Raw genomic sequence first — 11,565 nt, 5'->3', positions numbered from 1 at the left:
GGGCTGGTGGAGCAGCCGGTGCGTCGTTATCCGCTGCAGTGGTGGTGGGAGACGGGTCTGGCGGTGCTGGCGGTGGGGGGCCTGTGGATCGGCATCGATGCCCTGCACCACCAGTTCCGCGGCAAGTTGTTTGTGGGCGTGGATGCGGATCCGGTGCCGATCAGTGAGCGGGTCCATGCCCTCAATCCCCTGATCCCCGGCACGGGCATCACCAGTGATTGCACCGTTGCCAGTGGCAAGCCCTACGACGCCACCACCCGGCCGAACTTCGACAAGTGCAACCGGCCGGGCATTCCCGGCGCCCGGGAGATCTTCCTGTTGGGCGATTCCCATGCCCAGCACCTGCTGCCCATGCTGGAGGCGGTGACGGCCCGCACCGGCCAGCGCCTCACCTTCGCCGCCATGGGTGCCTGCCTGATCGATCCCAAGCTCACGGTCACCTGGCAGCAGGGGCGCTACGAATCCTGTCGCCAGTTCTCCGCGGGGGAAATGGATCGCTCCCTGCAACGTCTCAGGCCCGGTGACATCGTTCTGGTGTCGGGTTTCCTGCACAACTACCTGGCCAGCAACGACATCGAGGGCCGGGGCTACGGCGCCCCCACCTACCTGGGCGATCGCCGCTTGCGCATCGCTGAAGTGCGCCAGGCCCATGTGGCCAGCATGCGGGCCTACGCTGAGCGGCTGGCGGCCCGGGGCCTGCAGCTGGTGCTGGTGGTCGACAACCCTTCTCTGGCCAGGGAGCCGGTGGCCTGCCAGGATCCGGCCGGCAGCAGTTGCGCCGGCGATGCCGCCACCACCGCCCGGATGCGGACAACCCTGCGGACCCTGCTCGGCGAGGTGGCCGCCGGCCTGCCCAATGTGCATGTGTTCGATCCCACCCCCAACCTGGTGGATGCCAGCGGCCGGGTGGTCTACCGCCGCCCCGATGGCACGCCGCTCTACGCCGATTCCCACCACCTGAGCGTGTCGGGGAGCCGCTCCCTGGCCGCCCCGTTCGAACGCTTCCTGCAGCAGCAGGGCCTCACCAGCCCCCGGCCCACCGCCTCCCCCTCCCCATGACCCTGCAACCCCCCTCCGCGACCTCCCCCCAGTGGCGCTTCACCGACCCGGCCAGCGGCGATTCCCTCACGGCCGTCCCCGAGCGCGGCGGCCTGGTCACCGGCTGGTGCTGCGGCGGAAAGGAGATCCTCTACTTCGACGCCGAGCGCTTCGCCGACCCCACCAAGTCGGTGCGGGGCGGGATCCCCGTGCTCTTCCCCATCTGCGGCAACCTGCCCGGTGATGCGCTCGTGCTGCCCCAGGGGAGCTTCCCGCTGGCCCAGCACGGATTTGCCCGCGATCTGCCCTGGTCGATCGCTCCCCTCGCGGACGGACAGGGGGTGGTCCTGCATCTCGAGGACGGTCCTGAAAGCCGCCCCCATTTCCCCTTCGCCTTCGCCCTCGACCTGGAGCTGAGCCTGCAGCCCTCGGCCCTGGCGATCACGGCCCGGATCACCAACCGGGGCGAGGCCGGCACAGCGGCCCTTCCCTTCAGCCTGGGCCTGCACCCCTACATCGCCGTCGCCGACCTGTCCCGTGTCCGGCTCGAAGGCCTGCCGGCGGACTGCTTCGACCACCTCACCATGGCGCCGGCAGGCACCGCCGATCAGCTGTCCCGGCTGGAGCAGGGGGTGGACTTCCTCTGCACCGGCCAGGGCCCGGCGCGCCTGGTGGATCCGGCGGCGGGCCGGGCGGTGACGCTGCATCCCGCCGCTCCGATGGACCTGGTGGTGGTGTGGAGCGACCCGCCCAGGCCCATGCTCTGCCTGGAGCCCTGGAGCGGGCCGCGGGGGGCCCTGAGCACGGGGGAACGGCGCCTGCTGGTGCCCGCCGGGGAGTCCCTCGAGCTGGGTTGCCGTTACAGCGTCGAGAGGCTCTGAGCAACGCCGGCCAGGCGGCCCGGGGCCAGCTGTCCGGCCGGATCGAAGCGGCTCTTGATCGCCTCGATCAGCGGCCGGGAGGGGGCATCCAGCCAGGCCGGCAGGCCGGCCCCCGGGGGCTGGCGCAGCACGGTGAGGTGTCCCCCCAGCTTGGCGCAGAGGCGGCGCAGCGCCAGCACCTGACCTGAGGTCACAGCAGGTTGGGATTCATCCGGGCCTGTCCAGGCCAGGCCCAGGCCGCTGCCGGCCGCCATGTCCACCGCCAGCCCGGCCAGGTCCGGCGCCTGCATCAGGGTCTCGAGCCGGTCGGGGCTGACGCCGAGCCGCAGCAGCCAGGCGGGAACGGTGGCGGTGCTGGTGTCGGGGCCGCCTGCTCCTCCTCGGGCGAGGGCCAGCCAGGCGCCGGTGCTGGCGGCGTCCAGTACCCGGGCCGGCAGGCTGCTGCGCTCCTGCAGGCAGCGCACCTGTTCCTGGAGGGTGGCGGCGTCGACGCTGGCCAGGCCGATCAGCAGCAAGGGCTCCGGGGCCAGGCCGGCGGTGGCGGCGAGGCTGCCGTTCCACCAGTCGATCCGCTCCGGGCTGAGGCTGGACCCCAGCAGCCAGCGGCTGAGGCCGGCCAGATCCTCCGCCCCGCCCTGGAAGCAGACACTGCGGCGCAGGGGCGGCTGGGGCAGGGTGCGCAGGGTCAGCTCGGTGATCAGGCCCAGGGAGCCCCAGCTGCCGGTGAACAGCCGCATCAGGTCGTAGCCGGCCACGTTCTTCACTACCTTGCCGCCGGCCCTGGCCGTCACCCCGTCGGCCCGCATCAGCTCCAGGCCGATCAGCTGGTCCCGTACGCCCAGGTAGCGCTGGCGGTAGCCGCCCGCCAGGCCCCGGGCCACCAGGCCGCCGACGCTGCCGGCGGCGGCGCCCTGCCTGTCCCCCCAGGGGGCATCCACGGACAACCACTGGCCCTGGTGTCCAAGGATGTCCTGCACCTCCACCAGTGGTGTACCAGCGGCCACGGTGATGGTGAAGTCGCCGGGGTTGAACTCCCGCACGCCCCGCAGGGCGGCGCAGCTGACCACCGTGCAGGGCCCCTGGACGGGCGGCCCCCAGTCGAGCCGGCTGCCCAGGCCCGCGGGCAGCCAGGCCGAACCCTGCCGGTGCAGGTCCCGCACCAGCTCCTGCAGCTCGCTGGGCTCAGGTCGCATCACGGCACGATGGTGCCATGGCGCAGGCGACCGTCGATTCCGGGCCCGATCTCAAGATCGTCGTCATTGACGACGATCCCACCGGCTCCCAGACCGTGCACGGCTGTCCCCTGCTGCTGCGCTGGGACGCCGGGACCCTGGCCGCCGGCCTGGCCCACCCGTCGCCGCTGCTGTTCCTGCTGGCCAACACCCGCGCCCTGGCGCCGGCGGCGGCGGCGGAGCGGGTGAGGGAGATCTGCCGGGCCCTGCGGCCCGCCCTCGGCCAGGCGCTGGCCTCCGGCCGCATCAGCGGCTGGCTGATAGTGAGCCGGGGCGATTCCACCCTGCGGGGCCACTTCCCCCTGGAGGTGGACGTGATCAACGAGGAGCTCGGCCCCTTCGATGCCACCCTGCTGGTGCCTGCCTTTCTCGAAGGGGGCCGCACCACCGTCGATGGGGAGCACCGCCTGCACGGCCGGCCGGTGCATGAGAGCCCGTTCGCCTCCGATGGCCTGTTCGGCTACACCAGCAGCTATCTGCCCGACTGGGTGGAGGAGAAGAGCGGCGGCCGCATCCCCGCCGCCGCCGTGGAGCGCATCGGCTGGCGGGAGCTGGACGCCGGCGGTGCCCCCCTGCTCCGCCACCTGGCGCGCCTGGAGGGCAATGGCTGCGTGGCGGTGGATGGGGCCTCCACCGAGCAGCTGGCGGCCTTGGCCGCCGCGGTGCGCTCCCTGGCGGCGGGAGAAGGCGATCGGCGTCCGCGCCGCTTCCTGTTCCAGAGCGCCGCCAGCCTGATCCAGTCCCTGGCGTCGCTGCCGCCCCAGCCGCTGTCCCCGGCGGCCCTGGCGGCCCTGCGCCGCCGCCGCGGCCCCAGGCCCCTGCCGGGGCTGGTGCTGGTGGGCTCCCATGTGCCCCTGGCCGACCGCCAGCTGGAGCGGTTGCTGGCCGAACCCGGTTGCGTCGGGGTGGAACTGGAGGTGGCCAAGGTCCAGCGGCTGCTGGAGGGCCCGGAACCCGCTTTGCTTCTGGCCTCCCTGGAGCTGGCCTGGGGGCAGCGGTTGGCGGACGTGCTGGCCGGCGGCCTTACCCCGGTGCTGTTCACCAGTCGTGGCGAGGCCCGCTGCCGCCATGCCGGCGAGCGCCGGGCGCTGGGCCTGGCCCTGGCGGGGGTGATGGCGCGGCTGGCCGCTGCCCTGGCCCCCGCCCTGGGCTACCTGATCAGCAAGGGGGGGATCACCAGCCACACCCTGCTGGCCGATGGGCTGGAGCTGGGGCAGGTGGAGCTGCAGGGCCAGCTGCTGCCTGGTCTCTCACTGGTGCTGGCGGCCTCGGAGACCGATCAGGGGCCCCTGCCGGTGCTCACTTTGCCCGGCAACCTGGGCGACGACGGCACCCTGCGGGAGGCCTGGCGATGGATGGAGGTTCAGGCCGGACCGCCGTAGCTGCGATCCAGCAGCTCGATCGGATGGACCACCGGCAGCGGCCGTCCCTGCCCCTCCAGGGCCTGGCGGATCTGGAGCGTGCAGCCGATGTTGGCGCTCACGGCCAGCTCGGCGCCGGTGCCGCTCAGGTCTGTGGCCTTGATCCGGCCCAGTTCGGCGGCTTCCTCCGGCTGGACGAGGTTGTAGATGCCGGCACTGCCGCAGCAGACGCCGGCTTCGGTGGCTTCGCGGATCCGCACGTGGGGGATCCGGCCCAGCAGGCGCCGGGGCTGGGCCGCCAGGCCCTGGCCGTGCAGCTGGTGGCAGGCATCGTGGTAGGCCATCTCCAGGGGGCGCTCCGCACTGGCGGCCGTGCCGTCATCGTGGGGGAGCGGCTGCAATCCCGCCTGAAAGCTGTCGCTGAGCCCGACCCCGTCGAGGAATTCCTGGATGTCGGCCACCGTGCCCAGCAGGGGATGGGGCGTGCCGAGGATCTCCCCGTAGGACTTCATGGTGTGGCCGCAGCCCGAGGCGGCCACCAGCACGGCATCAAGAGGTTCGGGCCCCGCCGCCCGCCCCGGGCCGATCACCGCCTCGAAGCTGGCCACCAGGGCGGACGCCAGCTCCCGGGTCTGGTCCAGTTCCCCCTGGTGGTGGGTCATGGCGCCGCAGCAGCCCTGGTCGGGGGGGATCACCACCTCGATGCCATTGGCGGCCAGCACCCGGATGGCGGCGGCGTTCACACCCGGCTCAAACACCCGCTGGACGCAGCCCAGCACCAGCCCGACCCGGCGGCGGCGTGGCCCCTGGGCCGGTACCAGCACGGGCCAGTCGTCGCGGAAGGCCTGCTCCGGCAGCCGCGGCAGGAGCTTCTCCATCGCCGCGACCTGGGGCCCGAACAGCCGGGTGAGTCCGCTGCGGCGTGCCAGGGCCTGCAGGGGCGTGCCGGCGTAGGCCCGCAGGGGCGCCAGCAGGGCCCGCAGCCGCGGGGGGTAGGGGAGCAGGGCGAAGATCAGCCGCCGGAAGGCCCGCTGCGCCAGGCTGCGCAGTTCGGGCGCGTTCAGCCGCGGTCGCATGGTCTCGATCAACTGGTCGTAGCGCACCCCCGCCGGGCAGGCGGTGACGCAGGCGAAGCAGCCCAGGCAGCTGTCGAAATGCTTCGCCACCGTGGCATCCAGCACCAGCTCCCCGGCGTCGATCGCCTTGAGGGCATGGATCCGCCCCCGGGGCGAGTCCATCTCGGTGGCCAGCACCCGGTAGCTGGCGCAGGTGGGCAGGCAGAAGCCGCAGTGGACGCAGGGGTCCGCGGCGATGAAGCCGGCGCCGGGCGCCTCGGCACCCGGGGACCCGCTGGCCGCGATGGACGGAAGGCTCATGCCTGCCATTCTGATCGCACGACCGGGTCCCCCACGCCAGCGCCCGTTCAGTCCCAGAAGGCGCCGAACCAGGCATCCCACGGCCGCGGCATCCGCAGCCAGATGCCCGCCCCCGGGTAGGGCGTCAGTTCCCCCACCAGGACGCCCCCTTCGCTGATGTAGCCATCCACCCGCAGGAAGGGTGTGGTGGAGGACAGCTCCCTGGCCAGCTCGAGAAAGGGCTCCAGCAGGTGCGGGTCAGCGGTCCCAAGCTCGGGACAATGGTCGTGCTGGGGGCGCACGATCGGCAGGGGTTGGAAGGCCTCAGTGAGAAAGCACTCCTTGGTGCGGGGCCGGTCCTGCTGGCCGGCGAGAAGGATGGAACGGGCGTAGCCCGGGCGGTAGACCCGGATCCCCCTGACCTGGCCACGGAAACAGAACGCACTGATTTCGGTGCACTGCCTGCCAGCGCAGCTGAGGAGCTCCTCGGCCAGCAGCCGCCGCGGCAGGTTCCGGTAGCCCCATTCCTGGAACGAGTCGGCGTAGTCGGTGCACAACCACTTCTGTGTGTGCTCGATCACGGTGGTGTTGAGGGTTTCGGCCGTGGACTCCACCAGCTGATACCAGCCGCTCCCGTGGCTGGCCTTGAGCATCCAGCGATCCGGCAGGCTCTGGGCTCTCAGTGCCGCAAGGCTGTCGGCGACCGCCAGGGTGCGCGGGGTGCGATCCGGACCGATCCGGCCCGCGATCCACTGCTTGGCGGCGATCTTGTCGCAGAAGGTGTGCAGCTGGGGATCGCGATCGAAGAAAATGCGATGCAGGATCCTTTCGCTCAGCAGCTGGGGAGTGCGCAGATCCGGCGCGACCCCATTGATCTGGCGGTAAAGGGTGGCCAACTGCACCCGTTGGGGGAGCAGTCGGATCACCCTTCGCGCAGCCAGGGATTTCAAGTCCCTCAACGACGGCATCCTTGTCATCCCGGGTCCCCAGGCAGGCGACGTTACGGCGTGGCCGTGACGTTGGCCGTGACGTTGGCCGTGGGGTTGGGCCGTGATGTTGCCGCCCGCATCAGCCCCCGAAGTGGCGCACCACGGCCTCGGCGAAGCCCGAGCAGCTCACGGACTCGGCCCGGGGTTCCATCAGCCGGGCCAGGTCGTAGGTGACCTCCTTGTTGGCGATCGCGGCGCTGATCCCGGCGGTGATCAGGTCGGCCGCTTCCTGCCAGCCCATGTACTCGAGCATCATCACGCCGGAGAGGATCACCGATCCCGGGTTGATCCGGTCGAGGCCGGCGTGTTTGGGCGCGGTGCCGTGGGTGGCCTCGAAAATCGCCGCGTTGTCGCCGATGTTGGCCCCCGGTGCCATGCCCAGACCGCCCACCACCGCCGCTGCCGCATCCGAGATGTAGTCGCCGTTGAGGTTGAGGGTGCAGAGGACCGAATACTCCTGGGGCCGGGTCTGAATCTGCTGGAAAATACTGTCGGCGATGCGGTCGTCGACCATCACCATCCGCTTCCACTTTCCGTCGCCGTGGCTGGCGCCGATGGCGTCGAGCACGGAGGCCACCTCCGCATCGACGGCCTCCTTTTTCTCAGGGGTGAGGCTGTCGTAGCCAGGTTCGATCAGCCGGGCGTTGTCCTCGATGCTCAGCCCTGGCTTCTCCTCCAGGTTCCCCAGGATCCAGCTCTCCCGCTCGGTGATGCACTGGTCACGGAATTCCGTGGTGGCCACCTCGTAGCCCCAGTCGCGGAAGGCCCCTTCGGTGAACTTCATGATGTTGCCCTTGTGCACCAGGGTCACGTGGCGCTTGGCGCCCTCCAGCCCCAGGGCGTGGCGGATGGCCTTGCGCACGTGGCGCTGGGTGCCGGCCTTGCTCACCGGCTTGATGCCGATGCCGGCCCCCTCGGGGATGCGGCGCTTGCCCAGCTTGCCGTTGGCGGGAATCACCGTGTCGTTGAGGTGGGCGATCAGCTCGATGCAGACCGGATCGCTGGCCTCCCATTCGATCCCCATGTAGATGTCTTCGGTGTTTTCCCGGTAAACCACCACATCCAGGTCCTGGGGCCGCTTGTGGGGGCTGGGGGTGCCGTCGTAGTAGCGGCAGGGCCGCACACAGCAGTAAAGGTCGAAGATCTGCCGCAGGGCCACATTCAGTGAGCGGATGCCGCCGCCGATCGGGGTGGTGAGGGGGCCCTTGATGGCCACGCCGAACTCCTCGATCGCCGTCAGGGTGTCCTGGGGGAGGTACTGGTAGGTGCCGTAGAGCTCGCAGGCTTCATCGCCCGCATACACCTTGAACCACTCGATGCGGCGTTCGCCGCCATAGGCCTTGGCCACCGCCGCATCCAGCACCCGCTGGGTGGCCGGCCAGATGTCCACGCCGGTGCCATCGCCGCGGATGAAAGGAATGATCGGGTCGTTGGGAACGATCGGCTGGCCGCCCTCGAACCGGATGGCCGTGCCGCTGGCTGGGACGGTGAGCTTCTCGTATGTGGCCATGGAGTCGGCACGGAACGCGCCGTTGAGCCTAGGTTTCGGACACATTGGCTTTCTGCTCAGGGGAAACGGCATGAATGCGGCCGACCAGGCCCGATCGGTGGAACTGGCTGCCGCGATTGCAGCGGTGGTGGGTCATTTCCGGCTGCATTTCCCCGCCGCCAGAGCCAACCTCACCCCCTGGCGCGACGACCCCCTCACCCGGGCCTTCGATGAGCGGGAAACCCTGGATCTGTCCTTCCACTTCCCCGGCTGGAGTCCCCGCCTGCAGTGCCGTTCCCTGCTCGTGCAGCTGCGGCTGGAGCGGGCCCCGGCGGGATCCGGCGAGCGGCCGCGGTTGCTGGGGGTGCTGATCCGGGGCCTCACCTATGAGTCGGAACGCTGGCGCCTGGCCACGGTCGGTGACTGGCAGGCCTCGGGCTCCCATCTGCCCACGCTGGAGGTGGTCAGTGCGCTCCAGCTGATCTGCCGAGAGCTGTTCGATCTCTTCGGCGACGTGTCGGGCCGTGGGACCCACGCCGCGTAATCCTTCGCAACCTTGCCGTCTCCTCCAGAGGGCCCCACCTACCTTGGATCCTCTGCCCGCGCAGCCTTCCGATCCCATGCCCGTCGCCCTTGCTTCCCAACTCCGTGAGGGAACGAAGAAAGCCCACACGATGGCCGAGAACACCGGTTTCGTGAGCTGTTTCCTCAAGGGAGTCGTCGACAAGGCCAGCTACCGCACCCTGGTGGCCGACCTGTGGTTTGTCTACAGCGCCATGGAGGAGGAGATCGGCAAGCTGACCGACCACCCGGTCGTCGGCCCGATCGCCTCACCGGCCCTGAACCGCCGCGAGTCCCTGGAGCAGGATCTGGCCTTTTACTTCGGTGGCGACTGGCGGCAGCAGATCCGAGCCACCCCCGGTGCCCAGGAGTACGTGGCCCGCCTGCACCAGGTCGCCCGGGACTGCCCCGAACTGCTCGTCGGTCACCACTACACCCGCTACATCGGCGACCTCTCCGGTGGCCAGATCCTCAAGAACATTGCCCAGAAGGCGATGAATCTGGGTGAGCACGATGGCCTGCGCTTCTACGAATTCGACGCCATCGACGATGAGAAGGCCTTCAAGGCCACCTACCGGCTCACCCTCGACAGCCTGCCCATCGACCAGGCCATGGCCGACCGGATCGTGGCCGAGGCCAACGAGGCCTTCCACTGCAACATGAAGATGTTCCAGGAGCTGGAAGGCAACCTGGTGGCCGCGATCGGCAAGGTGCTCTTCGGCTTCCTCACCCGCCGCAGCCGCACCGGCAGCACCGAGGCCGTGCCCGCCTAGGTTTCCCGGGCCTTCGGCGGCCGCCGCCACCCCGATCCGCGTGCGTCCGATCCGTTTCCTGCTCCCCGGCACCACCGGCCGCTTTCGCGGCGGCGGTCTGCTGGTGGAACTGCAGACCGCACGGCTGACGTCCCAGCTGACCCCCACCGAGGTGGTCACCTACCGGCAGCGGGAGCCCGACCACCCGTTCCTGGATGATCTGCTGGCCCGGGAGCGGGCGCCCGGGGACCCCCTCTGGATCGTCAGCTGGGGGTTTGATGTGCCCCGCCTGCTGCGGCGACTGCGGGGCAGGCCCCTGGCCTACCACGCCCACAGCAGCGGCTACGGGTTCTCCCTGCCGCCTGGCGTACCGGTGTTGGCCGTCAGCCGCAACACCCTCGGCTACTGGGGCGACCGGGCTCCCCGCAACCCCCTGTTCCTGGTGCCCAATGCGCTCCAGCCCAAGTGGCTGGAGCGGGGCAACCGGGCGGCACCCCTGGGCTGCGGACGGCCCATCGACGTGCTCGTCCAGCAACGCAAGAGCAGCCGCTATGTCCTGCAGCACCTGGTGCCGGCCCTGCGCCGCCGGGGGCTGCGGGTGGAGGTCCAGAGCGGCTGGGTGGACGATCTGGTTGATCTGTTCAACAGTGCGGCGGTGGTGTTGTACGACTCCGCCGACTACTGGCGCGGCCGGGGGGTGAGCGAGGGGTTCGGCCTGCCGCCGCTCGAGGCCCTGGCCTGCGGCTGCGTGGTGTTCAGCAGCCTCAATCACGCCCTGGCCGACAGCCTCGACCCCGGGGTGGTGGGCCACCAGATCGGCTGCGGCAGCCTGGAGAACGACCTGGACAGGATCCAGGCGGCGGTGGCCGATCCGATGGCGTGGCTGCCGCCAGCCGCGCGGCTCTCCAACCTGCTGGAGGCCTGCAGTGAGCCGCTGCTGCAGGAGCGCTGGCACACGGCCCTGGAGGCCATCGACGCCCATTGGAGCCACCTGTTGCTGGAGGGGGCTCCGCCGCTGCGTTCGCCCCCCCTGCTGGCCCTGCGGATCGACCAGTGGCGGCGACGGTTTTGGACCATGTGGCGATCACTGAACTGACTGGCTGGCGTCGGGGCGGCCATCCGGAGCGCACGGGTACGATTTCCGCAAAAGTCTGACCAGATGTTTCGCAAAAGCCAAACCTTCAGGAGTTTGGTGCGGCTTCTGGCCCAGTTGCCGACGCGCCGTAAGCGCGCGCTGATCCGGCTGATTCCCCTGGCGATTCTCGCCGGTGTCGCTGACTTGGTCGTGGTGGCTCTGGTGGCCCGCCTGTTCACGGTGGTCGTTGGCGGTGAGAATCGTCCGTCCATCCCCTGGGAAGGTGTGGTTCCGGAAGATCCGCGCATCAAGGTGGTGGTGCTGGTGTTGGCCTTTGTTTCGGCTGCCTGGTTCTCTTCGCTTTCAAAGCTTCTGCTGCGGGCCTTCCAGTTGCGGCTGAAGGCGTCGATCTGGCGTGATCTTTCCGACATGGCCCAGCGCAAGCTGATCGCCCAGCCCTATGTCTATTTTCTGAGCGAATCAAAGTCAGATATCTCTTCAATGGTACTGATCAACGTCTCGCGCGTCGCGGACATTGTGGTGCTGCCCCTTCTCCAGTTGGCCAGTGGCGTCTTCGTGATCGCCCTGCTTTCTGCAGGCATGCTGTTCGTTGGCAAGTTACTGGCCGTGGGGTTGATTGTTGGACTCCTGGCCGGTTATTTACTGATCTCCACCGCCATCACCCCATTCCTGCGCTTTGCGGCACGGCAGCGCATCCTGCTTGAGATGCGAACCAATACCATTCTTTCTGAATCGATGCGAACGGTTCTGGATGTTCAACTGACAGGCTCCGAGCCCTACTTTGAGCGCCATTATCAACAGGCCGGTCGGG

General features: G+C 69.7%; 11 protein-coding genes. 7 read left to right on the top strand and 4 right to left on the bottom strand.

Translation table 11 applies throughout. From position 1 onward, the window contains the following. Positions 1–1,059, top strand: a 1,059-nt coding sequence (locus KBZ04_RS08615) for an SGNH hydrolase domain-containing protein (RefSeq protein ID WP_261351019.1), incomplete at its 5' end; no start/stop codon positions are given. Next, positions 1,056–1,919, top strand: a complete 864-nt coding sequence (locus KBZ04_RS08610; RefSeq protein WP_254991541.1) for a galactose mutarotase — start codon at positions 1,056–1,058, stop codon at positions 1,917–1,919. The genes KBZ04_RS08615 and KBZ04_RS08610, both read left to right, overlap by 4 nt. Here the strand turns inward: KBZ04_RS08610 and KBZ04_RS08605 are convergent. Continuing rightward, positions 1,898–3,112: an FAD-binding oxidoreductase gene (locus KBZ04_RS08605; RefSeq protein WP_254991540.1), complete on the bottom strand. Its 1,215-nt coding sequence runs from the start codon at positions 3,110–3,112 to the stop codon at positions 1,898–1,900. The two genes, KBZ04_RS08610 and KBZ04_RS08605, sit on opposite strands and share 22 nt — an antisense overlap. Before the next feature lie 17 nt (positions 3,113–3,129). Here KBZ04_RS08605 and KBZ04_RS08600 point away from each other — a divergent pair, with 17 nt between their 5' ends. Then, complete coding sequence (locus KBZ04_RS08600; protein ID WP_254991539.1) at positions 3,130–4,533, top strand: four-carbon acid sugar kinase family protein; 1,404 nt, start codon at positions 3,130–3,132, stop codon at positions 4,531–4,533. On the opposite strand, the gene KBZ04_RS08595 is transcribed toward KBZ04_RS08600, so the two are convergent. From KBZ04_RS08595 to KBZ04_RS08585, 3 genes are all read right to left on the bottom strand, one after another. Further along, positions 4,515–5,888 (bottom strand): (Fe-S)-binding protein, encoded by a 1,374-nt coding sequence (locus KBZ04_RS08595; protein WP_254991538.1) that lies wholly within the window; start codon positions 5,886–5,888, stop codon positions 4,515–4,517. The genes KBZ04_RS08600 and KBZ04_RS08595 overlap by 19 nt on opposite strands. A gap of 47 nt (positions 5,889–5,935) precedes the next feature. Next, entirely contained in the window at positions 5,936–6,793 is an 858-nt protein-coding gene (locus KBZ04_RS08590; RefSeq protein ID WP_254991537.1) for an ATP-grasp fold amidoligase family protein, read from the bottom strand. Positions 6,794–6,935: 142 nt separating this feature from the next. Beyond that, positions 6,936–8,366 (bottom strand): NADP-dependent isocitrate dehydrogenase, encoded by a 1,431-nt coding sequence (locus KBZ04_RS08585; protein ID WP_254991536.1) that lies wholly within the window; start codon positions 8,364–8,366, stop codon positions 6,936–6,938. 70 nt (positions 8,367–8,436) lie between these two features. Here KBZ04_RS08585 and KBZ04_RS08580 point away from each other — a divergent pair, with 70 nt between their 5' ends. The 4 genes from KBZ04_RS08580 to KBZ04_RS08565 form a co-directional block, all read left to right on the top strand. Further along, positions 8,437–8,889, top strand: coding sequence for a hypothetical protein (locus KBZ04_RS08580; RefSeq protein ID WP_254991535.1), 453 nt, complete (start codon positions 8,437–8,439; stop codon positions 8,887–8,889). A 76-nt stretch (positions 8,890–8,965) separates the two neighbouring features. Further along, the gene (locus KBZ04_RS08575; RefSeq protein ID WP_254991534.1) at positions 8,966–9,679 is read left to right on the top strand and encodes a heme oxygenase (biliverdin-producing); all 714 of its coding nucleotides are present in this window, start codon (positions 8,966–8,968) and stop codon (positions 9,677–9,679) included. Positions 9,680–9,719: 40 nt separating this feature from the next. Continuing rightward, entirely contained in the window at positions 9,720–10,754 is a 1,035-nt protein-coding gene (locus KBZ04_RS08570; protein WP_254991533.1) for a glycosyltransferase, read from the top strand. Positions 10,755–10,850: 96 nt separating this feature from the next. After that, on the top strand, positions 10,851–11,565 hold a 715-nt coding region (locus tag KBZ04_RS08565; RefSeq protein WP_254991532.1), incomplete at its 3' end, for an ABC transporter transmembrane domain-containing protein.

It is taken from the genome of Cyanobium sp. N5-Cardenillas (assembly GCF_024345515.1).
Classification (GTDB): Bacteria; Cyanobacteriota; Cyanobacteriia; order PCC-6307; family Cyanobiaceae; genus Cyanobium.
The sequence above is the reverse complement of the archived record's forward strand: the minus strand, read 5'-3'. Positions and strand labels throughout refer to the sequence as shown.